The sequence below is a fragment of the Methanobrevibacter sp. genome, from assembly GCF_045541095.1.
Lineage (GTDB): Archaea > Methanobacteriota > Methanobacteria > Methanobacteriales > Methanobacteriaceae > Methanocatella.
The window spans coordinates 18961-43164 of the sequence record NZ_JAZQIJ010000220.1 but is presented as its reverse complement, the minus strand read 5'-3'; the positions used below and the strand labels follow the sequence as shown (position 1 = coordinate 43164).

General features: G+C 36.1%; 27 protein-coding genes and 1 tRNA gene. 24 read left to right on the top strand and 4 right to left on the bottom strand.

Annotated elements, in window-relative coordinates:
- Window positions 1–31: 31 nt before the first annotated feature.
- From ACKI2P_RS09485 to ACKI2P_RS09465, 5 genes are read left to right on the top strand one after another with little or no spacing between them, the layout of a single operon-like run.
- Window positions 32–1222, top strand: coding sequence for a redox-regulated ATPase YchF (locus tag ACKI2P_RS09485; protein WP_407377175.1), 1191 nt, complete (start codon window positions 32–34; stop codon window positions 1220–1222).
- A gap of 27 nt (window positions 1223–1249) precedes the next feature.
- The gene (locus tag ACKI2P_RS09480; RefSeq protein WP_407377173.1) at window positions 1250–1807 is read left to right on the top strand and encodes a DUF6434 domain-containing protein; all 558 of its coding nucleotides are present in this window, start codon (window positions 1250–1252) and stop codon (window positions 1805–1807) included.
- A gap of 4 nt (window positions 1808–1811) precedes the next feature.
- On the top strand, window positions 1812–2126 hold the full coding sequence (locus ACKI2P_RS09475; protein WP_407377171.1) for a TIGR04076 family protein: 315 nt from the start codon (window positions 1812–1814) through the stop codon (window positions 2124–2126).
- A 21-nt stretch (window positions 2127–2147) separates the two neighbouring features.
- Window positions 2148–3149: an SLC13 family permease gene (locus ACKI2P_RS09470; protein ID WP_407377169.1), complete on the top strand. Its 1002-nt coding sequence runs from the start codon at window positions 2148–2150 to the stop codon at window positions 3147–3149.
- A 60-nt stretch (window positions 3150–3209) separates the two neighbouring features.
- Window positions 3210–4574, top strand: coding sequence for an MATE family efflux transporter (locus ACKI2P_RS09465; protein ID WP_407377167.1), 1365 nt, complete (start codon window positions 3210–3212; stop codon window positions 4572–4574).
- 8 nt (window positions 4575–4582) lie between these two features.
- Here the strand turns inward: ACKI2P_RS09465 and ACKI2P_RS09460 are convergent, their stop codons facing one another.
- On the bottom strand, window positions 4583–5275 hold the full coding sequence (locus ACKI2P_RS09460; protein WP_407377165.1) for a hypothetical protein: 693 nt from the start codon (window positions 5273–5275) through the stop codon (window positions 4583–4585).
- 172 nt (window positions 5276–5447) lie between these two features.
- Between ACKI2P_RS09460 and ACKI2P_RS09455 the strand changes: the two genes are divergently transcribed.
- Window positions 5448–5579: a nitroreductase family protein gene (locus tag ACKI2P_RS09455; protein WP_407377164.1), complete on the top strand. Its 132-nt coding sequence runs from the start codon at window positions 5448–5450 to the stop codon at window positions 5577–5579.
- Between the two features lie 15 nt (window positions 5580–5594).
- Complete coding sequence (locus ACKI2P_RS09450; RefSeq protein ID WP_407377162.1) at window positions 5595–5960, top strand: nitroreductase family protein; 366 nt, start codon at window positions 5595–5597, stop codon at window positions 5958–5960.
- 72 nt (window positions 5961–6032) lie between these two features.
- Here ACKI2P_RS09450 and ACKI2P_RS09445 read toward each other — a convergent pair whose 3' ends face one another.
- Complete coding sequence (locus ACKI2P_RS09445; RefSeq protein ID WP_407377160.1) at window positions 6033–6431, bottom strand: C-GCAxxG-C-C family protein; 399 nt, start codon at window positions 6429–6431, stop codon at window positions 6033–6035.
- 93 nt (window positions 6432–6524) lie between these two features.
- Here ACKI2P_RS09445 and cfbD point away from each other — a divergent pair, with 93 nt between their 5' ends.
- From cfbD to ACKI2P_RS09390, 11 genes are all read left to right on the top strand, one after another.
- Window positions 6525–7598, top strand: a complete 1074-nt coding sequence (gene cfbD, locus ACKI2P_RS09440) for a Ni-sirohydrochlorin a,c-diamide reductive cyclase catalytic subunit (protein WP_407377190.1) — start codon at window positions 6525–6527, stop codon at window positions 7596–7598.
- On the top strand, window positions 7595–8191 hold the full coding sequence (hisH, locus tag ACKI2P_RS09435) for an imidazole glycerol phosphate synthase subunit HisH (RefSeq protein ID WP_407377158.1): 597 nt from the start codon (window positions 7595–7597) through the stop codon (window positions 8189–8191). Before cfbD ends, hisH begins: the two co-directional genes overlap by 4 nt.
- Before the next feature lie 2 nt (window positions 8192–8193).
- Window positions 8194–9558 carry an AIR synthase-related protein gene (locus tag ACKI2P_RS09430; RefSeq protein WP_407377156.1) on the top strand — a complete coding sequence of 455 codons (1365 nt, stop codon included), beginning with the start codon at window positions 8194–8196 and terminating at the stop codon, window positions 9556–9558.
- Between the two features lie 182 nt (window positions 9559–9740).
- Window positions 9741–10178, top strand: a complete 438-nt coding sequence (locus ACKI2P_RS09425) for a hypothetical protein (protein WP_407377154.1) — start codon at window positions 9741–9743, stop codon at window positions 10176–10178.
- 51 nt (window positions 10179–10229) lie between these two features.
- Window positions 10230–10303, top strand: a tRNA-Arg gene (locus ACKI2P_RS09420).
- A 21-nt stretch (window positions 10304–10324) separates the two neighbouring features.
- Window positions 10325–11581 carry a tRNA pseudouridine(13) synthase TruD gene (gene truD / locus ACKI2P_RS09415; protein ID WP_407377152.1) on the top strand — a complete coding sequence of 419 codons (1257 nt, stop codon included), beginning with the start codon at window positions 10325–10327 and terminating at the stop codon, window positions 11579–11581.
- Window positions 11582–11590: 9 nt separating this feature from the next.
- Window positions 11591–12148 (top strand): double zinc ribbon domain-containing protein, encoded by a 558-nt coding sequence (locus tag ACKI2P_RS09410; protein ID WP_407377150.1) that lies wholly within the window; start codon window positions 11591–11593, stop codon window positions 12146–12148.
- Window positions 12149–12159: 11 nt separating this feature from the next.
- Complete coding sequence (locus ACKI2P_RS09405; protein WP_407377148.1) at window positions 12160–12549, top strand: DUF126 domain-containing protein; 390 nt, start codon at window positions 12160–12162, stop codon at window positions 12547–12549.
- Window positions 12550–12556: 7 nt separating this feature from the next.
- Window positions 12557–13771 (top strand): amidohydrolase family protein, encoded by a 1215-nt coding sequence (locus ACKI2P_RS09400; protein ID WP_407377147.1) that lies wholly within the window; start codon window positions 12557–12559, stop codon window positions 13769–13771.
- Entirely contained in the window at window positions 13768–14559 is a 792-nt protein-coding gene (locus ACKI2P_RS09395) for a nitroreductase family protein (RefSeq protein WP_407377146.1), read from the top strand. Before ACKI2P_RS09400 ends, ACKI2P_RS09395 begins: the two co-directional genes overlap by 4 nt.
- A 95-nt stretch (window positions 14560–14654) precedes the next feature.
- On the top strand, window positions 14655–17150 hold the full coding sequence (locus tag ACKI2P_RS09390) for a heavy metal translocating P-type ATPase (protein WP_407377144.1): 2496 nt from the start codon (window positions 14655–14657) through the stop codon (window positions 17148–17150).
- A gap of 5 nt (window positions 17151–17155) precedes the next feature.
- Here ACKI2P_RS09390 and ACKI2P_RS09385 read toward each other — a convergent pair whose 3' ends face one another.
- Both ACKI2P_RS09385 and purB read right to left on the bottom strand, forming a co-directional pair.
- The gene (locus ACKI2P_RS09385) at window positions 17156–18004 is read right to left on the bottom strand and encodes a hypothetical protein (protein ID WP_407377142.1); all 849 of its coding nucleotides are present in this window, start codon (window positions 18002–18004) and stop codon (window positions 17156–17158) included.
- 8 nt (window positions 18005–18012) lie between these two features.
- Window positions 18013–19362, bottom strand: a complete 1350-nt coding sequence (gene purB, locus ACKI2P_RS09380; RefSeq protein ID WP_407377140.1) for an adenylosuccinate lyase — start codon at window positions 19360–19362, stop codon at window positions 18013–18015.
- Between the two features lie 150 nt (window positions 19363–19512).
- On the opposite strand from purB, the gene ACKI2P_RS09375 reads away from it, so the two are divergent.
- From ACKI2P_RS09375 to trpD, 6 genes are all read left to right on the top strand, one after another.
- Window positions 19513–19716, top strand: coding sequence for a helix-turn-helix transcriptional regulator (locus ACKI2P_RS09375; protein WP_407377138.1), 204 nt, complete (start codon window positions 19513–19515; stop codon window positions 19714–19716).
- 110 nt (window positions 19717–19826) lie between these two features.
- Entirely contained in the window at window positions 19827–20600 is a 774-nt protein-coding gene (locus ACKI2P_RS09370; RefSeq protein ID WP_407377136.1) for a CPBP family intramembrane glutamic endopeptidase, read from the top strand.
- 31 nt (window positions 20601–20631) lie between these two features.
- Window positions 20632–21030, top strand: coding sequence for a hypothetical protein (locus ACKI2P_RS09365; protein WP_407377134.1), 399 nt, complete (start codon window positions 20632–20634; stop codon window positions 21028–21030).
- A gap of 91 nt (window positions 21031–21121) precedes the next feature.
- A complete protein-coding gene (trpE, locus tag ACKI2P_RS09360) occupies window positions 21122–22618 on the top strand; it encodes an anthranilate synthase component I (protein WP_407377133.1) in 1497 nt (498 codons plus the stop codon).
- Entirely contained in the window at window positions 22615–23199 is a 585-nt protein-coding gene (locus ACKI2P_RS09355; protein WP_407377131.1) for an anthranilate synthase component II, read from the top strand. The genes trpE and ACKI2P_RS09355 overlap by 4 nt, the downstream gene beginning before the upstream one ends.
- Window positions 23196–24203 (top strand): anthranilate phosphoribosyltransferase, encoded by a 1008-nt coding sequence (gene trpD, locus ACKI2P_RS09350; RefSeq protein ID WP_407377129.1) that lies wholly within the window; start codon window positions 23196–23198, stop codon window positions 24201–24203. The genes ACKI2P_RS09355 and trpD overlap by 4 nt, the downstream gene beginning before the upstream one ends.
- The last annotated feature ends 1 nt before the right edge of the window (window position 24204 follow it).

The following is a 24204-nucleotide window of genomic DNA, read 5'->3' as shown; positions in this document are numbered from 1 at the left end:
TTTAGATGTTATTAATTATTAAGTGATTATCATGCTTCAAATTGCAGTTTGTGGAAAACCAAATGTAGGAAAATCATCCTTTTTTAATTCAGCTACTGCATCTGCTGTAGAAATGGCCAATTATCCATTTACAACAATTGATGCAAATAAGGCTGTTGCACATGTTATTAAAGATTGTCCATGTAAGGAATTAGGAGTTACATGCAATCCTCACAATTCAATCTGTAAAGACGGAAAAAGACTGCTTCCAATCGAATTAATAGATGTTGCAGGATTGGTTCCTGGTGCTCATGAAGGAAAAGGATTAGGTAATAAGTTTTTAGATGAATTAATGCAGGCCAAAGTATTTATCAATGTTATTGATGCTTCAGGTTCAACTGATCTTGAAGGAAATCCGGTCGATGCCGGAAGTCATGACCCTTTAGATGATTTGGAATTTCTCGAAAATGAAATCGTGATGTGGATGTATGGAATTCTCTCCAAAAATTGGGTAAGGCTCATAAGAAAGGTCGGTGCTGAACACCTGGATATTTCAAAGGTATTGTTTGACCAGCTTTCAGGAACCGGAATTGCCATTGAAGATATCATTGAGGCTAAAAGAAATATCGAGCCTGATTACAACAAATGGGAAGAGGAAGACCTGATTGAGCTTACAAGAAATATCCTTCATATTGCAAAGCCGATGATGATTATTGCAAACAAGGCCGATTTGCCGACTTCCGAAGAGAATATCAAAAGAATCAAGGAAAAATATCCGAATGTAATTCCAACTTCTGCCGAATCTGAAATTGCACTTGTAAGGGCGGCAGAAGCAGGTTTGATTAGCTATCTTCCGGGTGACAGTTCATTTGAAATTCTTGAAAAGGATAAATTGAACGCTAACCAAATCAAGGCTCTTGAATATATCCAAACCAATATTTTGGACAAATACGGAAGTACGGGAGTTCAGGACGCATTAAATTATGGTATTTTTGATCTTTTGGACAATATTGTGGTCTATCCTGTTCAGGATGAAAACAAATACACTGACCAGAAAGGAAATGTTTTGCCTGACGGAATTTTGCTTAAAAGAGGTTCAAATCCACGTGAATTGGCATATCTTGTCCACACGGACATTGGGGACAATTTCATGCATGCCGTTGATGCAAGGTCAAAAATGCGCATAGCAAGTGATTATGAGCTTAAAGACGGCGATATCATAAGTATTATAACAAGAGGTTAAAAACCTCTATCTTTTTTTTATAGAGAAATGAAACTAACAAAAGATTTAACCGCTGAGGAATTTAAGGATTACTATTTTTTAAAAGAGGAACTTAAGGATTTCTGTCGAGCTGAAGGCTTGAAAATCAGCGGAAGCAAACAGGATTTGGAAAATAGAATTGTCCATTACCTTACCACTGGAGAGGAATTGGTTGAAAAATCCGTTAAAAGACAGGTTCATGAAACTTCTGCGGAATTTGATTTGGACTCAAAATTGGGAAGTAATTTCAAATGCAGTGAGGACAAGCGTGAATTTTTCAAACAGCATATCGGAAATAGTTTTAAGTTTAATGTAAGGTTTCAAAAGTGGCTGAAGGCAAATCCAGAAAAGACCTACAGTGATGCGATTGAAGCATATTATGAAATTCAAAACTCAAAGGAAAAGACAAAAATTAGCAAGCAATTCCAGTATAATCAGTATATCAGGGATTTCTTTGAGGACAATGATGACAAATCTCTTGATGATGCCATTAAGTGCTGGAATTATAAAAAATCCATCAAAGGACATAACAAATATGAAAAAAGTGATTTGGATGTTTTAGGGTGATAACATGAAAAAGGTTAAAATCACAGTGATTCGCAAAGTCAGACATGACGATTTGATTGAGAAATATGAAAATCCTTTGGAGCATGAATGTGATGTTGAAGAGGGTCAAGTTTTCATTGCAAACGGATGGAAAATACCTGATAATTTCTGCGATAGTGCATGGGAAAGCCTTTCACCGTTCGTAATGGCTTTGGCAAATGGCGCAAGTGATTTTTATGACGGCTGGATGAAAAATAAAAAATCCGCAATGATTTCCTGCAATGACGGTTTTAGGCCGGTAAGTTTTTTGCTGGAAACCTTGGATGAGGATGCGGATTAGTTCAAACCAAAAAGCGATATTATGGATAGACTGATAAATTTTTTTAGAAATGAAACTGTTTTTTCTATATCCTTAATATTGGCTATCATTTCCTGTTTTTTTGTAAAGCCAAGCATTAATTATCTGAATTACATTAATTGGCAGACAATATTTTTACTTTTAATTATAATGATTGTTGTTGAGATTCTTAAAAATCTCGCTATTTTTGAGCGTTTGGTTCGAAAATTATTGGGTAAGGTTAAAAATACTCGCCGGCTTGTATTGTTTTTGGTTTTCACCGTTTTTATTAGTTCAATATTCATTACAAATGATGTTTCATTAATTATATTTGTTCCATTCACTTTACTTGCCTTAAAAAAAGTTGATAGGCTTGATTTGGCAATATGGGCTGTTTCATTGGAGACAATTGCAGCTAATGTTGGATGTATGGTTCTTCCAATCGGTGCACCGCATAATATTGTAATGTATACTGTGTCTAATGTTTCATTTGAATCATTTTTCCTGTTGCTTTTGCCTTATATCCTTGTATCGGTATTATTTTTAATGATTGTATCATTTTTCATTCCAAAAAGGGATATTGTTTTGCCGGATATGGGTAAACTCGAAGTTGACAGGAGAAATTTCTTAAAAAGGGTTTTTCTAGGTGTCGATTACTATCTTCTTTTGACTTTCATAGCTCTTTTCATATTGATAGGCAATTTGGAAAATATTCCATTCATTAATTCTGCACTGAGGAATTTGATTGTCGGCAATGAGGTTTTGTGCGCTGTAATTTCATCCCAGTTCATTTCAAATGTTCCAGCAGCAATGCTTCTCAGTGGATTCAGCACTAATTATGAAGCAATAATTGTCGGAATCAATATTGGAGGTTTTGGAAGTCTTATTGCATCTATGGCCAACCTGATTTCCTATAATATTCTTGTTCGTGAGCACAATCAATTTAAATCCAGATATCTGTTGGTATTTACAATTTTAAACGTAATTCTTTTGGTTATTTTGCTCATTGTTAATTGGACAATATGAAAAACATTATTAAATCCATTATCTAAATATAATTTATAAACTATTTTTTGTATGATTAATATGGCTAATAAAAATGTTGAGTTGATGAGAGGGGAACCGGAAATAGCCGTCAGAAAACTGACTATTCCAATAATGATATCAATGCTTTTAACAGCATCATATAACATTGTTGACGGGGTATGGATTGCAGGACTGGGTCAGGCAGCTATTGCCGGAATCGGTTTTGTAACGCCGATTTTCATGATTTTGAACGGTTTCAGTATCGGTCTCGGAAATGGTGCAACCAGCAGTATCAGCCGTGCCGTTGGGGCTAAAGATCATGAAAGGGCCAGTAAATCCGCAACACATTCTCTTTTGATATTTTTAGCAGCATCAATATTGTTGACTTTCATTTTAATTGTCATTCAGGAGCCTCTGCTTAAGACATATGGGGCCAGTGGACAGTCATTGGTTGAAGGGATAAAATATGGAACTCCTTTATTTTTAGGTTTATTCGGATTCATGTTTGCCAATGGTGGAAGCGGTATTCTTCGTGGGGAAGGAGACATGAAACGGGCGATGTATGCGATAATTGTATCTGTAATCCTGAACTTTGTTTTGGACCCTGTTTTTATCTATGTGCTGAATTTAGGTTCTGCCGGTGCGGCTCTTGCAACAATTGTCAGCTCCATAGGTTCTGCACTGGTAATCATGTACTGGATTTTAATCAAAAAGGATACATATGTACATGTCACATTCAAAGGTTTTAAATTTGATTCAAACATCGTAAAGGATATTCTAAAAGTGGGTATTCCGTCTTCACTGGATATGTTCATGATGTCAATTGCAATGAGTTTTTATCTGATGTTCATTTCATCTGTCGGCGGAGAATATGGTATTGCAGCATTCACATCAGGTCAAAGATTATATCTGTTTGGAATCATGCCTCTGACAGCTATAGGCAGTGCTGTTGCAGCCGTCAGCGGAAGTGCATTCGGTGCTCGAAACTGGGATTATCTTAGAAGAACCCATTCATATGGTACAAAATTTGCGATGGCAGTTTCAATGGTTATTTTGTTTATACTTGTAGTATTTGCCCCACAATTGGCACTGATTTTTGCATATACTCCTGAAACTTCAGTTTTAATTCCCGAAATCACAAGATTTTTACAGATTGCATGCTTTGGATTGCTTCTGGTGGGTATTGGTATGCCGTCAAGCTTCATGTACCAGGGAATTGGCCGTGGAACAACAAGTCTCGCATGGACAATTATAAGGGAGCTAATATTCACCGTCAGTTTCACATATCTGTTTGGAATGGTCTTCAATTGGGGTCTGCTTGGTATTTGGGTAGGTCTTGCGGTTGGAAGAATTCTTGCATCCATTCTGAACTTTATCTATGCAAAATACACAATCAGAAAGCTAAAGCCGGAAATGGATGGTTAATATTTTTTTTAGAAATGCATCAATGCAATCATATCCGGAAGCAGATCGTAGATAAAATGGCTTGCATAGGTTGCAGTAACATTTTTGGTCTGTATATAGAGAATCAAATTAAAAACTGAACCGAAACCCTGAACAAGCAACACTTTGTGAAGTGTTTCTATTCCGGTTTCATGGCAGAGTCCAAATATAATCAATGTCTGTAAGCCTGCAAGTATAATGGACAGTTTACGGTTTTTGGAAAATTTGTATATTGCTGCCATGAATAAAACGAGCATTATAATTTTAAAGAGTTCTTCCCCTATCAGCTGAACTGCCAGAATAATCAGTTCATTAATGTTTGTATATCCTCCGGGAGCTATTCCGGCATGAAGATTTCCGCTTAAGATAATTGCGATTATGTATGAATAAATCAGCCCTGCCAGGGCAAATCCAATTATGGGAACAATATCCTTATATGACAATCCCTTAAAAAATAATGTTATTTTTCCTTTAGTTACATACAATATGGGGATTAAAATAACAGCTGTTGAAAGTAGTGAAAACTGCAGTTCGCTTATTGAATTGATTATGTATCTGGAGGTTATCAGATATAGTATCAAACCGATTACCAGTACAATCCAGCTTAATTTGGATATTTCTGGGATGCCGTTATAGAAAGGCACATCTTCATTCTGCCCTTCAATTTTAAAAAAATCAGTCATGATTATAATTATTTTTTTATTATTTTATAAATTTTCAGCATTTTTTTTAAAAAATTGTTATTTTAGATATATTTTAATGAAAATTCTTCTTTACAAATTTCAACGTTAAAACCAAACTTCTTATTAATTTCATGACTATATTATATTACATTAAATAAATTTAGGCGATATAATGAAAGACTTTTTACAGCTTGCAAGTGAAAGATATTCAGTTAGGAAATATAGTGACAAGCAAATTGAAGATGAAAAACTGGAAAAGATATTGAAAGCCGCCCAGGTTGCACCTAGCGGAAATAATTTTTAGCCACAACGTATTTTCGTGATTAAAAGTAAAGAAGGACTTGAAAAGGTCAGATCATTTACTCCATATTGTTTTAATGCACCTATTGTCCTATTAATTTGTCATGACAAAAATGTATCTTGGAAAACTGTTGATGGGCATGATGCGGGGCTTGACGATGCAACAATCGCTACAACACAGATGATGCTGGAGGCATATGATTGGGGAATCGGATCAGTTTGGGTAAGAGGATATGACAAAAGGGTTTTGGATGATTTATTTGGCTTGCCGGATAATCTTGTTTCAGTAGCATTGCTCCCTATAGGATATCCTTCAGAAAAATCAAAGCCTTCTCCATTACATTCCAGAAATGTAAGTATGGAGGATATGGTAGGTTACTTATAAAAAAATTTAAAAGATTTTTATCAGTTTGAGTAAATATGGGATGTAAAAAAAGAGTTAACGGGGATGTTAACATTATTCATCCCACAAATCCGCAACTTTGTTTGCAATGAATACACAGCAGTCAACGCATGGGGACTTGTCCTCTCCGTTGTTGGTTATGGTACCGCAGCAAACGCTTCCGTATTCTTCTTTAAAAGAATTAAATATTTCTTTGGCATTTGCTTTGATTTTTGCCGGGTCGTCTACAACCAGACCGTTTGCTATTATTGCTCCGGTTACTGCACCGCAGGTTCCCTCATCAAATGTTCCGCCGATTCCACCTGCAAATCCGCATCCTAATTTTACCATTTGGTCCTGGCTTATAGGGTATTCGGCAGTTTCGCAAAGTCCCATCAGTGTTGATTCTGAACAGCTTTTGAATTTTCTGTATTCTCTGATTTTTTCCTCTAGGATTTTTTTGTCAAGTTTCATAATACTACTCCCAATTGCTTAATTGTATAATTATATAAATTAAGAATTTAAAATAATTATTTATTATAAAAATTTTGAGAGTTGATAAAAATTATACATCCAAGACCAAGTCCGATTGCAGCTACTCTTTATACATTAAGGGATATGAATGTCGATGTTATTGTAATGCATGGCCCTACCGGGTGTTGTTTTAGAACAGCCAGGCTTTTAGAAGGTGATGGGGTTCGTGTTGTGACTACAGGAATGTCTGAAAATGATTTTATATTGGGAGCTGGTGAAAAGCTAGTAGATACATTAGTTGAAGCTTATGATTTGTTTGAACCGGAACTTATCGGAATTGCAGGAACATGTGCCAGTATGATTATTGGTGAAGATTTAAAGGATGCCATAGCAACTGCAGATTTGCCATGCACTGTAATCCCTGTTGAATCTCATGGGGGTTCCGGTGAGGGCGATAACACCGTTGGTGCAATAATGGCTTTGGATGCCGCAGTTGAAGCCGGTGTAATTCCACAGGAGGAAGCTGACAGGCAAATTGAAATGCTTGAAAAGGCAACCGAAGTTGAAAAGACTAGAGGTATGGCTCAGGGCAAATACATAAAGCCTAATTTCGGTGATTCCAAGGAAAAAGTTGCCAAAACTGTTGTTCAGGCTTTAAAAGATAATAAAAAAGTTGCCTTTGTCTTAAACGTTAAAAAGGAAACATCATATCTGTTTGCTGACATCATCAATTTCGACTATGCTGAAATAAATCCTGAAAACAAGCCGATTTTTGTTGCAAATCTTGATGAAAATATTGGACTTCCAAGAATCAGACAGCATGCGGTTAACATTAAGGATCAATTAGGTATTGAACCGGATTTCATTACAGGAGGACTTGACGAATATCCGATTACAGGTAAAAAGGCTGCCGAATACTTGAAAGATATGGGTTTGGACTTGATGGTAGTATTTGGTGTACCTCATGCATTTCCGATTGAGGAATTTGATATGGAGTCAGTTGCAGTAACTGATGGGCCACGTCTGGTTGAACCTTTGAGGGAATTGGGCTTTTCCCACGTCGTTGCAGAACTTGATGCCCACTCAAAAACATTGGGAACCGATGAAATAGTATTTTCAGACTTTGGTGAGATGATCAGGGCAACTATTGGGTGGTTGAACGAATGATAACAATTATTGATTATAAAAGCGGAAATCTAAAAAGCATTTCAAACGGTTTTAGAAAAATCGGTGCGGACTATCAAATAACCGATGATAAGGAAATCATTGCCAACAGCGATTATTTGGTATTGCCTGGTGTTGGAGCATTTGGAAGTGCGATGGAAAACTTAAAGCCATTTGAGGATGTTATAAATGAACATGTCACTGACGATAAGCCATTTTTGGGAATTTGTTTAGGTCAGCAAGTGTTGATGGGTGAAAGCGAAGAATCTCCTGGCGTAAAAGGACTTGGATTGTTTGACGGCCGTGTTGAAAGACTGCCGGAGGGTGTAAAGATTCCTCATATGGGATGGAACAGGCTGAAAGTTTGCAACAACTCACCTATTCTCGAAGGCATTGACGGAGAGTATTTTTATTTTGTTCATTCTTATCATGTAATTGCAGATGATGAAGATATAATTGCAGGAACCTGTGATTATGGAATGGAAGTTGTAGCTAGTTTAAGCGAAAATAATTTGTTTTCTACACAATTTCATCCGGAAAAAAGCGCTAAAGCAGGATTAAAAATTTTAAAGAATTTCACTAACTTGGAGAAGTAACTATGGATATTGAAGGATTTGTTAGAAAAAGAATTGATGATGTTGATTATGATGATTTGGCTGACATTTTGGCCGTAAGAATCAGGGAGTATAAAAACATCTCTGAGGAAAACTCTGTTGAAATGGCCAAAGCGGTCATTGATGAAGTTCAAACCACATTAAAATTAAACGAAAGTGATGATGAGTTCTTAAAGGAAATTGCAAGTGTAAATAAGGCGGATGTACTCATGGGTGAGATGGGTGTAGGATCCCGTGGAGCAGGAGACTTTTTTGTCCACAGAAAAATCGCTGAAATCGTATCATCCACAAACACCGCTTCACTTGTCAATCCGTCAGAACAGGATGACGGTGGAGTTGTAAAAGCTCCGGTTAAAAATGATGAAGTTTATATCACCACTGCCGTTGACGGTATACACTCACGTTTAAGCGAATATCCGTTTTTAGGAGGATTTCATGTTACAAGAGCAACACTTCGTGACGTTTGTGTAATGGGAGCAGATCCGGTTGCAATATTAAGCGATGTCCATCTTGCAGACGATGGGGATGTTGCTAAGATATTTGACTTTACAGCAGGAGTTGCTGCTGTATCAGAACTTGTTGACGTTCCAATTGTTGCAGGAAGTACTCTTCGTGTCGGTGGAGACATGGTTTTAGGTGACAGATTCGTTTCAGCAGTTGGAAGTGTTGGAGTATCAGCATACCCTCCAACCGCAAGAAAAGGAGCAACCGAAGGCGACATTATCCTTTTGACTGAAGGTTCCGGCGGCGGAACAATCACAACAACAGCGCTCTACAACGGATTTTTCGATGTTGTATGGGATACAATGAACGTCAATTTTGTTCAGGCATCACATGCATTGTTTGAAGCAGACCTTGTAAAAGACATCCATGCAATGACTGACGTTACAAACGGAGGTCTTAGAGGCGACGCTCATGAAATATCAAATACAACCGGTGTCGGATTGGAATTTTATGAATCAGAAATTAGGAAGATGGTTGCACCTAATGTATTGAACATGCTTGAAACCCTAAACATCGATCCATTGGGAGTTTCAACAGATTCACTGATGCTTATTGCACCTCCAGAAATTGTAGGGGACATTAAAAAAGCCGTGGCTAAATATGATGTAGATATTTCTGAAATTGGAGAGGTAAATAACTCCGGTGAACCAATTTTAATTAAAGAGGATTCAACCGAAGAGAAATTGGTTCCATTGTTCAGGGAAGCGGCATATACCAAAATCAAAAAACTGGTTGGTGAAACAACTCCTGAAGACTTTGAAGAAATGAAAGAAAAAGTTCAAAAAGCTTCAGATGCAGCTATCGCCAAAAAAGACAAGGTTATAAAGCATATTTTAGGAAATTGAATTTAAGAGAAAATTCTTCTCTCTTTTTTTTATTTCATAAATTGGGCCTATAACTGTTTTATAACTTCTATTTTTCTAATTGTTCTTTTTCAGTTTAACATGACTCATGTATGTGAAAATGTGTAAAATCGCACTTTCACACTTCCAAATTTTTTATTTAATTTAATCCACAATTCTCATTTATGAAAGATCAGAAAGGAAGTTTTTATCTAATTGAGTCAATACTTGCAATTGCAGTTCTTTTGATTGCTGTTTTGGTGGTAAATTCTATAATTTCAATCCCAAGTCCGGATTACTCATATGAATCAAAAGATATCCGAACTAGTCAGGACATCATGGAACTGCTTTCAAAAAAAGTGAATTTTACAGACCAATCATTTTTGGGTGAAATTTCAATCATTTTAAAAGATAATAGAAATTCAAAAAAATCAATACGGGAAATTTCTGATATTTGTCAAAACAAACTGGACGGTTATAAATTAACGAATTATAAGTTTTGTGAAAACAATAAACTTAAAGGTAAGGTGCTGGCGTCATCTGGAAATTTCAACAATGCAGATAAGGTTTCAGTTGCAACAAGGTCTTACGGTGATTATTCATATACGCTGTATGTATGGTAATGATTAAATACTATTAAAATCTTATATTTATATGTTATCTTATTTTGTTTTGCCCTGGTGGTGTAGTTTGGATAACACATGGGACTGCGGATCCCATTCCCCGGGTTCAAATCCCGGCCAGGGCATGATTATTTTCCGTGATTATTATGTTAAATGCTAATACTTATGTTACTAGCCAAAAAGGTATTGGTGGAACCATTAGAAACCAATATGAAGATTTTTATGTTGAAGAAATTCCTGAAGTCATTCCAGATGGCGAAGGGCCTAACGTCTATGTATGGATAGAAAAGTTGGGAAGAACAACTTTGGATGTCGTTTTGGACATTGCCCGTGATTTGCACGTTTCAAGAAAAAGAATGGGCTTTGCGGGAATGAAAGACAAGAAAGCTATCACCCGCCAATGGATTTGCATTGCCAATATGGATTCTGAAGAGCAATTCAGGCAGGTTGAAAACCTTGACATTTATAAAACTGATTTTTTAAAGGTTGTTCGTGGTCGCAAAAAGCTCAGAATGGGTCAATTAAAAGGAAACAAATTCAAGATTCTAATTAGGGATTTGGATGATGTCGAGGAAAGTGCAGACATTGCAAATGAAGTCCTCTCACAGTTGGAAACAACAGGTGTTCCAAATTACTTCGGATGGCAACGTTTTGGAAAGCCAAGAACAATCACTCATCTTGTAGGCAGGGCCTTGGTTGAAAATGACCTTGAAAAGGCGGTTAATACATACATTGGAAATCCTCAGGATGATGAAGGTGAAGACAATCAGATGGCTAGAAAAGCATTTGATGAAGGAAATCTTGAGGAATCACTTAATCTTATGGGTAAAGGAATGCGCTATGAGAAGATGATGATTAAGGAATTGATAAGGGATTCGAAAAAAGGCGAACTCACTGACAAATCCTACATGAATGCACTTCATGCACTTCCAAAGCCGCTTCAGAGAATGTTTGTCCATGCATATCAGTCTTATCTTTTTAACGAGGCTGTCAGTAACCGCGTAGCAATGGGTATTGATAAATATGTTGAGGGAGATATTATCATTGACAATGAAGAACATATTGTTCGTGACAAAACTCCTGAAGAGTTTCAAGATTTAATTGCCGACTTCAAAGCAAATCCGACATGTCCTCTGTTCGGTACAAAAGTTCCATTTGCCGACGGTGAAGTTGGAGTGATGGAAGAAACTGTATTGAAGAAATATGGCATTACAAAACAGGACTTTGAAGTTCCAAAAATGCCTCGTTTGGGAAGTCATGGGTTAAGGCGTCAGATGCGTTTTAGAGTATGGGATGGTAAAGCGACTCCAACCGATGATGGAGTGTTATGTGAATTTTCCATAGATAAGGGTTCTTATGCAACAGCAGTTTTAAGAGAAATCATGAAAAAAGATGTTATTTAGGTGAAAGAAATGGTAATTTGTCCAGATTGTGGAATGGAAGTTCCTGATGCAAAATTCTGTAAGAATTGTGGAGCTCAACTTCCTGAAGTTGTGGAAGAAGATGTTCCTGTTGAGGTTGAAGAAACAGTACCTGTAAATGTTAAGGATACTATACCAGTTGAGGCAACAACTGTAGAAGAAAGTTCCGATAAAGTTAAATTTTGCCGTAATTGCGGATATAAGCTTGAAGGCGAATTCAAGTTCTGTCCAAATTGTGGTTATGATTTGGAACAAAAAACTGCTGTTAATGCAACTGCTGGAGGAAACTATGTTCAAACATATCAGGAAAAGAGTGTTTTGGTATCCGTTATTTTAAGCGTAATACTTCCCGGGCTTGGTCATTTCTATTTGGGATTGAGCCGTAAGGGAGCAATATTTTTATTGGCTTATGTAGTATCTGCATTTTTAATACTGCTTCTCATAGGATTCATATTGGTTTTAGTTATATGGATTTGGGCATTGGTTGATGTTATCCAATCCACAAATGCATTGAATCGTGGAGAAAGCGTTGAAGATAAATTGTTATAGTTAGTGATTATATGATTGATTGTAGAAGCATTGCTAAAGGTAAAGGAAAAGGGGAATTGATAGTTTCATCTGAACCCATAAGCTTTTTGGGAGGAGTAAATCCTGAAAACGGTGAAATTATTGATCCGAATCATGAATTGAAAGGCCAAATAATTAAAGACAAAGTATTGTTTATTCCTGGAGGAAAAGGTTCCACCGTTGGATCTTATGTAATTTTCCAGATGATGAAAAACAATACTGCTCCAAAGGCCATAATTTGTCTTGATGCCGAGCCTATTATAGCTACAGGAGCCATAATGTCTGATATCCCTATGGTTGACTCACCTGCCGATACCAAAGATTTGACTGACGGAACCTTGGTTGAGGTTGATGGGGATAATGGAACAATAGAATTATTATAGTGATAATATGCAAACTCTGATTGAAAACGTCAACATCGTAAATCCTTTTGAAGAGATTAAAAGTTCTCAAAATGTTTTGATTGAAGATAACTTAATCAAGGATATTTCCTCTTCAAAAATCAATACAAAAGAAAACGTTAACGTAATTGATGGCGGAGATAATTATCTGCTTTCAGGTTTTATTGACTGTCATTGCCACATTTTTGCAAAGGGTTTTCACAAGGAGGAAAACATGGCAAATCCTCTGGGCATTCATTTTTATAATGCAGTGCCACATTCTGCCCAAACTCTCAATGCAGGTGTAACAACAATTAGGGATTGCGGTTCTGCCGATTTAAGTTTTAAATTGGCTCAGGAAAGAAAATTATTTAAAGCTCCTAAAGTTCATTTGTCAATCACTCCTCTGGTCATGACAGGTGGGCATTTTGATTTGCTGCTTCCTTCCGGTTGGGATATGGAAATCATATATCCCGGATTTCCGAAGGGGAGATGTGATGGAATTGAAGAGGTCTTGAAAAAGACTCGTGAAGTTAAAAGGGCAGGTGCAGATTTTATTAAGGTAATGGCAAGCGGCGGTGTTTTGACAACAAACACTTCACCTGAATTTGCCCAGTTCAATAAAAAAGAGTTAAAAACCATAGTTTGCGAAGCTAATGCAAGTAACATGAAGGTTTCAGCTCATTGCCACAGTCTTAAAGGAATGAACAACTGTATTGATGTGGGATTTTCATCAATTGAGCATGGAACTTTCATTGACCGAAAGACAGCTCAAAGGATGGCTGAAAATGATGTCAGTCTGGTTCCGACATTATTGGTTCACCAATTCCTGTACAGATCCGGTTTTCCTGCATGGGACAACTATGCAGATGAAAAAACCGCCAAACTTAAAGAAATCGTGAAGGTTCACAAGGAAAATATTTCCGTTGCATATGAGGAGGGCGTTAATATTTTAATGGGAACCGACAGCGGTGTTATTCCTCATGGTCATAATTTGGAGGAACTGGTTCATCTTAAAGACATTGGAATGAGTAATGATGAAGCCATAGCTGCCGGAACCGTTAAGGCAGCTGAATTTTTAGGAAATGATAGTCTAGGTTTAGTAAAACAGAATTACATTGCAGATTTACTACTAGTAAATTCAAACCCATTAGATGATATAAGTGTCTTAAGCGATAATGACGCTATTTTAAATGTTATTCAAGATGGGGTTGTAGTAAAATGAAATTAATGATTGATAAAGAGAAATGCATTGCATGCGGGCAATGCAAATCAGTTTGTATTAGGGACAATATTGAAATAGATGAAGTGGCTTATGAAACCGGAAGCAATTGCTTTGAATGCGGACATTGTATGGCAATTTGTCCTGCCAAAGCAGTCACCCTTAAAATATATAAGGGACGTGAAAACAGGATTGTGGATTATAATCCTCGTGAACTACCGGTTGACTATCATGACATGCTGCAGTTTTTAAAACAGAGAAGATCAATTCGCTGGTTTAAAAAGAAAAAAATTGATAAATTTACTTTTGACAGATTATTTGAAGGAGCATATTATTCTCCTTCCGCCCAAAACGAACAGGATTCAGAATTTGTTGTTTTGGACAGTAAACTCAACGACTTTATGAAACATGTTTATGATATAATTAAAGTTGAGGAAGATGAGTTTTTCAGAATAAAGGAATTCGGGGACTATATCCGGGATAATACTACAAAAAAATATCATCCGTTACTGTGGACAGGCCAACAGTTAATTTTAACATTTTCCACTGACAAGACAAGTGCGGTAATAGCAAATACCCGTATGGAACTTCTTGCATATTCTTTGGGACTCGGTGGATTTTATTCACTTTTCATTTTAAAGGCCGATGAAATAGACCATGATAAACTGATGGAATTTTTCCCGCAGATTGATAAGGATAAACATATGTATTCCGCTTTCATAATAGGGTATCCTAAAAAGAGCTTTAAAAGAACAATTCCTCACAAGGACATTAAAGTCAAGTATATGTAATGTTATTCATTTTTTCATTTAAATTTAGTTTTACCTAAATATTTATTTAGTAAAAAATATATATTGTTTTATATAATTCGAATGGTTGTGATGAGATGGTAAAACATAAACGTATGGATTTGCCAATTGAAGGGATGCACTGTGCTTCATGTGTACTCAGTGTAAATAAAACCTTTGAAAAAATTGAGGGTGTAGAGGAAGTTGACGCTGATTTGGCATCAAACAAGTTGCATATCACTGTCAATACTAAAAAGATTTCTTATGAGGAAATGGAGAGGCTGGTTAAAAACTTGGGTTTTCAGTTGCACTCCGATGAGATGACATTAAGAATTCAGGGAATGCACTGCGCTTCCTGCACCATGAATGTAGAGAATTTTTTAATCAGGCTGGATGGAATTTTTGATGTTAAGGCGGATTTGACCTCACAGTCTGCAAGAATAAGATATGATTCATCCAAAGTGGAATTGGATGAAATCGAAAAGGTAATCGAATCATTGGGCTTTGAGCTTTTAGGAGTTGAAGGCCAGACCGAAATAGATGAAGAGGCTATTTATCAAAAGGATTTGGCTGATAAACGTAACAGAATAATCATAGGACTGTTCTTTTCTGCTGTTTTAATGGTTTTGATGTTCAGCGGATGGGATCCGTTAATGGGATATTTCCATAATCTGCATGAAACTACAGGAATCCATATCTCATCAATGGGATTTTTGTCATTGATTGTAAGTATAGCACCGTTTTTATATGTTTCACTGCCGATTTTAAAAGCCGGAATAAACGGTTTAATGCATAAAAACCTTAATATGGATGTGATGTATTCAATGGGTATTCTTGTTGCATACATTTCAAGCATATTCGGAACCTTCGGCATAGTATTGGACCATACTTTCATGTTTTATGACTCAGCAGTAATGCTTCCTTCTTTTTTGATGATTGGAAGATATCTTGAGGCTAGGGCCAAAAAACGTACTTCAGATTCCATTCGTGAACTGATAGGTCTTCAACCGACAGTTGCAACTTCCATTGAACTGGATGAAAATGGTGAGATAACTTCTCAAAAGGAAGTTTCAATTGCAGATATCGTATTGGATGACTTGCTTTTGGTTAAACCTGGGGATAAAATACCTGTAGACGGTGATGTAATTGGCGGTGAGTCCTATGTCGATGAATCCATGATTAATGGTGAACCTATTCCAAAGGTTAAAAAAGATGGTGAAGAGGTCTTTGCAGGAACCATAAATCAGGATGGTGTTTTATACATTAAGGCTAAAAAAATCGGAAAGGAAACAGTTCTTTCAAACATCATCAGATTGGTTGAAAAGGCACAGTCTTCAAGGCCTCCCGTTCAGAAATTCGCAAATACAATTGTATCCTACTTTATTCCGGTAATTTTATCAATAGCCATAATTGTATTTTTAATATGGTATTTTGTTTTGGGGCAAACACTGCTGTTCTCCTTGACATGTCTGATTTCAATTCTTGTCGTAGCATGCCCATGTGCTTTAGGTCTTGCTACACCGACAGCGGTAACCGTAGGTGTTGGAAGAGCTGCGGAGTTCGGTATTCTAATTAAAAACGGAGATACCTTGGAAAATGCGGGTCAGATTGATGTGGCCGCATTTGACAAAACCGGAACAATAACTGAAGGAAAACCTGAAGTCGATGACGTGATATCCTATGGCATCTCTGATAAGGAATTAATCAAACTTGCAGCAAGCATCGAGCAGAATTCAAATCATCCAATTGCAAAGGCCATTGTAAACAAATCCAAGGATTTGGGAATTGATCTTGACTCAACAACAGAATTTGAAAATATCACCGGAAAAGGTCTTAAAGCCAAATTGAATGGCAGTGATGTTTATGCAGGAAACCTTTCCTTAATGCAGGCCAATGAAATTGAAGTGTCAGATGAGCTGGTAGATAAGTATCATGAACTTGAAAAGCTATCCAAAACAATCATATTTTTGGCACAGGATAAAACTGTAAAAGGTATATTAAGCTTATCTGATAAAATCAAGCAAAATTCTAAAAGAACAATTGAAGAATTGCATAATATGGGTGTTGAAACATACATGCTTACAGGAGACAATGAATCAACAGCACTCAATGTTGCCCGTGATGTTGGAATAGATAATGTCCGTGCAGGAGTTTTGCCTGAAAACAAGCTTGACATTGTAAAAGAGACTCAAGCAAACCACACCAAAAAGGTTTTGTTCGTTGGAGATGGTATAAATGATGCTCCTGCTTTAACTCAAGCGGATATTGGTGTTGCTATGGGTAACGGAACGGATATTGCTATGGAAAGTGGAGATATAGTTGTAATGGAAGGAGATTTGGAAAACGTTGTTGCCGCCGTGCAGTTCTCCAAAAAAGTCATGAGAAGAATTAAGGAAAATATCTTCTGGGCTTTTGCTTATAACACAATTCTAATTCCTATCTCCGCTGGTGTATTGTACCCTACGTTTGGCATTACATTTGAACCGGCTCTGGCAGGACTTGCGATGGCATTAAGTTCTGTAACAGTCATATCTTTATCATTGATGCTTAAGAGATATGTTCCTGAAATAAAAAGAAAAAGTTTAAAAAATTAATTGATTTAAAAATCAATTAATTCTAATTTTAATTTTCCAAGTTTTGGTGCTAGGAAGTTATAGAATATTGCAAAAAGTGCACCTTCAACTAAACCACTTACCAACCCACCGATGGCGCTGCTGATTAATGTCATTGCAGTTCCACCGCTGATGACTCCAATAATTCCGGAAATCAGACTTAAAATGCCTGTTATAATTCCAAAAACAATTGCAAATCTCATCATGTCAATTGATTCGATAACGGTTAAGTTATTTTCTTTAGATAGGTTTACCAGGATTCCTCTTCCTGAATTTGCAAGTAAGTTGTAGATGTAGCATGCAAGCAGAACATAAACGAAAGTAATGATGAATGTTCCGAATATGACCATTGCAATTGTTGTAGGCTGGCTAATGAGGACTAACAGTTGATAAAGTGTATAGGCTAATGTAGTTTGGCCTGCATACATCAATGTCTGCATTGAAGCACTGATTATTAAAGGCAGTACAAAAACAGAAACCAGATAAAGCAGTATCACTTGTATGGTGGCAATCATGGATGTTATGATAGCTGTTTCTGTTGTTGTGACTTTAACAATTTCTTTGTCGTTAAATGCAAATTTTATGGTTTTTAGATATTTGGCCAATGTATTGTAAATAAACCCTTCAAAAAAGGAATTGTAGATGGTATACATTAGTGTACCCACTACTATTGTTGGGATAAGGTAAATTCCAACTCCAATTGCGCTTGCATTTGTAATGCCGATAACGAGTGTAAGCAAAATAGATGATATTATTGCAAACAGTACGGCAATTCCGGTTGAAATTATTGTAAATGAGGATAATTCAACAGATTTCAATTCTTTAATGTTAACCATTATATCACCTAAAACCAGTCTTTGGATTTTTCAAGCAATTCATCAATGATTATTGAAATTGAACCGACGTAAGTGTGAGGGTCCATAATTTTTTCAACATCTTCTTCTGTCAGGTATTTTTGAACCTCTTCATCTTCTAAAATTAATTCTCCAAGCAAGAGTTTCTCTTTGTTTGCTTTAATTGCATTTTTTCTAACGATTCCGTAAGCGGTTTGTTTACCCATTCCTGCACGGGTAAGTTCGGCCATTAATCTTTCTGCCATAATCAAACCGTTGGTTAGGTTCAGATTCCTTTCGATATTTTCATCATAGAAAATTAGATTGTTCATTAATTTTATGGTTAAGTTAAGGATGTAATCGGTTAAGATACAGCTTTCCGGGAACATGATTCTTTCACATGATGAATTTGTCAAATCTCTTTCATGCCATAGAGGATTGTTGTCTAAGGCTGCATTAACATATGATTTGATGATTCTTGCAACACCACAGATTCTTTCAGCAGTAATAGGATTCATTTTGTGCGGCATTGTGCTGCTTCCCACCTGTTTTTCAGGATCAAAGAATTCACCTACTTCCATAAGTTCGGTTCTTTGCAGGCTTCTGATTTCTAATCCGATTTTGTCAAGTGTACTTGCGATGTTGGCCAATACGCTGATGAATTCAACGTGGTTGTCCCTTTGAACAACTTGGTTGGTTATTGTTGCTGCAGGAAGTCCTAATATTTCTGCAACAGTTTTGTGAATTTCCCATCCCTGTTCGCCTAATGCTGCTGTGGTACCAACTGCACCGTCCATCATACCAATACATACATTTGATTCTGCATTTTCTAACCTTACGTATTGTCTATGGAGTTCATCTGCCCAAATACCAAATTTCATACCATATGTGGTTGGAAGTGCATGTTGACCGTGTGTACGTCCTATGCACACTTTCATTTTATTCTCTTCAGTTAACTTGAGCATTATTTTAGTCAGTCTTTCAAGTTTTTCTTTAAGCACTTCAATTGAATCTTTAATGAGCAGTGAATTTGAACTGTCAACGATATCATTGGATGTAGCACCAAAGTGAACGTATTCTCCGGCACCGTTTTCACAGACTTCTGTAATTGATTTTGATAAAGCTGCGATATCGTGATTAGTTTCGGCTTCGATTTCTTTCATTCTTTCTAGTTTAACATAATTTGTATTAGCTTTTGCCGCAATTTCGTCTGCAACTTCCTGAGGGATTATTCCTAGTTTTCCTTCAGCTTGTGCTAGTGCAGATTCAACGTCTAGCATTTTTTGTAGTTTATTTTCTTCTTCCCAAATTTTTTTCATTTCAGGAGTTCCATACCTAAATTCGATAGGGTGTATAGCCATTTTTTATCAACTCTTAATTTTCATTTAATTATAATTTTATGTTTTGTTGATTATGTATATTAAATTTTAATATATTCAAAACATTTATATAGGCATTATTTAAAGATTAAAATACACCTACATAACATTGGTTATGCAATAGGTGAGTATATGGAAACAAAAATAAGACAGTTCCGCCATGAAAAAGGGATGACTCAACAAAAATTGGCTGAATCCGTAGGCGTAACTCGTCAAACAATAAATGCTTTAGAGAATGCTCGTTATAATCCTTCCTTACTATTAGCCTATAAAATTACAAAAGTATTGGGGAAAAATTCCATTGAAGAAGTTTTTTCTTTTGATGAAGATGATTGAATGAGAGTTTGAATTTTGACAAATTTTTAGCTGTGGTTATGTTAATATATATGCTAAACTAATTTTGAAATTTTTTCTAAACTTAATATCCTTTCTTTATTTTGATAGTTATGTCTTTATTTAACGATAATCTTAAAAAAATTAATATTGTTCAGCTTTTAATAATAATTATTGCTTTATATGTAATTGTATATGTTTTAGATAATTTTAATATTTCAATTGGAACTGGTTGGATATCTCTTGCACTGATTTTATATTTCGCATACAAACTGAAAGATTATTCAGATGGGTTTAAGGAAGATGTGTCAAATGTATTTTCCGTCATTTTATTTAGAAAAATTGTTTTTATTGTTGTTTTGAACATATTTTTTTCATATGGAATGCTGTATCTGACTGATATCATTTTTAATACATTTCCGAATTTGAATTTATTATTGGGAGTATATGATTCTTCCATGTCAATATTCAGTAGTTTATCTCTCTTTGGAGCATTTTTTTCAACTGTGGTTTTGTCTTCTATTTCCGAAGAATTGGTATTTAGGGGTGTATTCCTTTCAAAATTGGGATTGATAGTTCCAACCGTTTATGCAGTTGTAATCTCGTCACTGATTTTCGCATCCCTTCATGGTGTCGGTTCAATCACTTCCGCATTTGTTTTCGGAATTTGCATGGCGATTTTATACCTTAAAAGCAATAATATAGTGGTTCCCATATTGGCTCACTTTTTAAATAATTTTTTAGCCGAAGTTATTAGGATTGTTGATGTTGACAAGATTTTGTTTACCAATATGGGTGTTGTATCTGCTGTATCTTTATTTGCAGTAATTTCTGCAATAATTTTAATATTTTTAATATTTAAAGAATTAAATAATATTAAATATTAAAGATTATAGATATTGTTTAAGGAGTTTTATTATGGATTTAAGAAAAGTTGGAATTCTTCTTATATTTGTTGGAATTTTTTTGACAATAATGTTTATTGATAATCATCAGATTTTTGTCCCTGCATTGACTATAACTGTTTTAGGTTTTTTTGTTACCATTGTAGGATTTCTCATGGGAGTTAGAAGGCAAAAAATCATCAATGACAGATTGGATAAGGATATTGGTTCTATTCTTCAGCCTCTGATTACAAAATATTCCAATTTGAATAAACAGTATAAATCACAGTACGACGGTGAAGAATACGTTAAAAAAAGATTGGAATTGAACTCTAATCTGGAAAAGGAAATAACCGAAAAGCTTCCTTATCTGGAAAGTAGGGAAATCAAAAAAATCGTTATTCAGTTTTCCAAAGAGCAGGATAAATTATGATTATATTTTTTTGGAAGGACTTTTTAATGTACAAAAAATGACAACAAGGTTTTAAATAGTACATTATTTAATATAATATTGAGTGATAAAAATGTTTTTCCCAAGTTTAGATGAAGTAAAAGATATTTCACAAAATGATGAGTATAAATGTATTCCGATATCATATGAACTGTTTTCGGATGTTGCAACACCAATAGAGGTTTTAAAAATTCTAAAAAGAATTAGTAAGCATTGTTATATGTTGGAAAGTGTGGAAGATTCACAAAACTGGGGAAGATATTCATTTTTAGGTTTTAATCCTATTTTGGAGTTCACATGTCAAAATGGTGAAGTGCGTATCAGGGGAGATAAGAACTTCAAAAAACTCACTGACGATGAAGTGGTCATAAAAACAGATGATCCAAGAGAAATTATAAAGGATCTGATTGTAAAAAACAGGGCTCCAAAATTTGATAATCTGCCTCCGTTTGCTGGAGGATTTGTAGGTTATTTTGCATATGATTATATAAAGTATGTGGAGCCTTCATTGAATCTGGATGCCCAAAACCAGGACCAGTTTAAGGACATTGACATAATGCTATTCGATAAGGTTATAGCTTTTGACAATTTCAAGCAGAAAATTATCCTTATTGCAAATATCAGATTGGATAATGTTGAAGAAAATTATGAAAACGCATGCAAGGAACTAAAGGAAATAGCCGACCTTATTAAAAATGGTAAAAAAGCTGAAATTGTTCCTTTAAAATTAAAATCTGATTTCAAACCGGTATTTTCAAAAGAAAAATATTGTGATATGGTTTTAAAGGCAAAAAACTATATTAGAGACGGTGACATTTTTCAGGTTGTTCTTTCAAACAGGATTGAGGCGGACATTTCCGGAAGCCTGTTTGATACGTACAGGGTTTTAAGAACAACCAATCCTTCCCCTTACATGTTTTACTTTTCAAGTGATGACATTGAAATAGCCGGTGCTTCTCCCGAAACCTTGGTAAAGCTGACTGACAGGACTTTATATACATTTCCACTTGCGGGAACACGACCTAGGGGCAAAACCGAAGAAGAGGATTTAAATCTTGAAAAAGAATTGCTGGCTGATGAAAAAGAATTGGCAGAGCATAATATGCTGGTTGATTTGGGTCGTAATGACATCGGACGCATTGCAGAAATCGGTTCGGTCCATGTTGATAAATATCTCTCCGTTGAGAGATTTTCCCATGTGATGCACATAGGCTCAACAGTCAGCGGAACTTTAAGGTCTGATCTGGATTCCCTTTCAGCAATCGATTCCATTCTTCCTGCCGGAACTTTGTCTGGGGCTCCGAAGATAAGGGCATGTGAGATAATAAACGAACTTGAAGATAATAAAAGAGGGATTTACGGCGGTGCAATAGGATACATTGATTTAAGCGGCAATCTGGATACCTGCATTTCAATCAGAATCGCTTTTGCAAGAAATAATAAGGTGTTCATACGTTCAGGGGCTGGAATTGTTGCAGACAGTGTTCCTGAAAGCGAATTTGAAGAATGTCTTAATAAGGCAGCGGCAGTAATAAATGCATTAAAAATTGCTGATGGAGGTATAGAATGATTCTTTTAATTGACAACTATGACAGTTTTTCCTATAATCTGTTTCAGCTGGTAGGTGAAATCGACTCCGACATCAGGGTTGTGAGAAACGACAAGATTACCTTAGATGAAATTCATCAGTTGAATCCTGATTGCATTATTTTATCTCCGGGACCGGGGAGGCCGGAAAATGCCGGGATTTGCATGGATATTGTTTTTGAATTTTATGACATGATTCCGATATTGGGCGTTTGTCTGGGTCATCAGGCAATTTGTGCAGCATTTGGTGGGGAAATTTCCCACGCTAAAAGGTTAATGCATGGAAAGGCATCAAAAGTTTCTCTTGACTATGATTATCTGTTTAAAGGACTGCCTTCTGAGATAAGTGTCGGCAGATATCATTCTTTAAGTCTTAATCCGGATACTCTTCCTGATTGTTTGGAAGTTTTATCCAAAGCCAGGGATGATGGGGAAATCATGGCGGTTAAACATAAGGAGTATAATATTTATGGACTTCAATTCCATCCGGAATCTATTCTGACACCTGACGGACTGACAATATTAACTAATTTCATTGAAAAAGTAGAAAGAGGGATTTTATGATTAAGGAAGCTATTTTAAAAGTATATCAACATGAAGATTTAACTTATGATGAAGCATACCAGACCATGGATGAAATCATGAGTGGTGAAGCAAGTGAAGTTCAGATGAGTGCTTATTTGACTGCAATGTCAATGAAAGGGGAAACAATTGATGAAATCACCGCTTCTGCTGAAGCTATGAGGGCTCATTGTGTAAGGTTATTGAATGATGAGGATGTCCTTGAAATTGTCGGGACAGGTGGTGACGGTTCAAACACTTTCAATATATCCACAACATCTTCAATTGTCATTTCCGCTGCCGGAGTTCCTGTTGCAAAGCATGGAAACAGATCAGCATCAAGCAAGTGTGGTGCAGCAGATGTTTTGGAAGAACTGGGGGTTAATATTCACATTGACCCTGAAAAAAGTTTAAAGTGCCTAAAGGAAATTAATCTGTGTTTCCTGTTCGCTCAAAACTATCATTTGGCAATGAAATATGTTGCGGGAGTTCGAAAGGAACTTTCAATCAGAACAATCTTCAATATTTTGGGACCTCTTACCAGTCCTGCAGGAGCCAGCATGGAAGTTTTGGGAGTATATGATAAGGAACTTGTAGAACCTCTGACAAAAGTATTAAAAAACTTGGGCGTAAAATCCGCATTCACAGTTTACGGTTTGGATGGCATGGATGAAATATCTGCAAGTGATAAAACTGCAGTCTGTGAACTCAAGGATGGGGAAATAATGTCTTATGAGATTACTCCGGAATACTTTGGTATGGAAAAGGCATCCAAAGATGATTTGGTTGGAGGAAATCCAAAAGAAAATGCTCAAATTACTTTGGACATCCTGAACGGAGAAAAAGGTCCTAAAAGAAATGCGGTTTTGCTGAATTCGGCTGCAGGCCTATATGTTGCAGGCAAGGTTGAATCCCTGCTTGAAGGCGTTAGGCTGGCAGAGGAAATAATTGACTCCGGAAAGGCATTAAAGCAACTTGAAAGTTTTATAGAATTTACAAACAGCTGAT